This window comes from Rothia sp. HMSC067H10, from assembly GCF_001810635.1.
Lineage (GTDB): Bacteria > Actinomycetota > Actinomycetes > Actinomycetales > Micrococcaceae > Rothia > Rothia dentocariosa.
Map to the genome: position 1 here is coordinate 1 of NZ_KV802306.1, position 656 is coordinate 656.

Below are 656 nucleotides of genomic sequence, written 5' to 3' on the forward strand. Positions count from 1 at the left end.
CCCAGTACCCATCTTCACGGATAAACAAAGGAGCTACAAAAGATTTCGGCCTTTCTGGTGTATAAGCCATGGTTATTTTTCTCCCTTACTCTACTATCAGGATAAACGTGTGATAATGATCCGGGCTGTAATAGATACTGCCATTACTCCCCACTATCAACCGGTCATCACCACGAGTCGTCTCAGGCTTCCCGTTAGGCTTCAACTCAACTTTACCGTTTTCACCAATCTTTGGTTGAGGAGCCATGAAATCCATTTCCGTATACGTAATAGGATTCCTCCTTAACAGCAGTTGCGGCAGAACAGCCTCCGTAGCTTTCTTATTTGGTGACAGGCATAAAGATATAGAAAATTAGTTGTCCGTAACTTCGCTATAAGCTACGGACAACTAAACTCAAGAAAGAACATGATCGATTATTCGGGATCGTCAAACTCGCTATGCACCAGGTGTACTTTCGAGGCAAGCTCCGGGTCATAAAATGGTGATTCAGGATAATACCGAGGATCATCAACATAAACACCCGTAGTCTGCGAACTATGGGTAGTAACACCAAAAAGCTCCCCATACTTATCGTATAGAGGGTCCGGGGCGCCGTTAGGGAAATTCCTGCGCTGTTCTTCCTCAAAATCAGACCAGGGGTATCGCACACCCTCAC

General features: G+C 45.3%; 1 protein-coding gene and 1 pseudogene. Both read right to left on the reverse strand.

Going from position 1 to position 656, the window contains the following annotated elements; all coding sequences use genetic code 11:
• Window positions 1–85: 85 nt before the first annotated feature.
• Window positions 86–247 (reverse strand): ribonuclease domain-containing protein, encoded by a 162-nt coding sequence (locus HMPREF2756_RS04295; RefSeq protein WP_238382414.1) that lies wholly within the window; start codon window positions 245–247, stop codon window positions 86–88.
• Between the two features lie 167 nt (window positions 248–414).
• Window positions 415–656: pseudogene (locus HMPREF2756_RS04300) on the reverse strand (hypothetical protein); the annotation flags it as partial.

Bases quoted from the DNA above. Each gene is read 5' to 3' on its own strand.
- HMPREF2756_RS04295 (WP_238382414.1), bottom strand. From the start codon at position 247: ATGGCTCCTCAACCAAAGATTGGTGAAAACGGTAAAGTTGAGTTGAAG.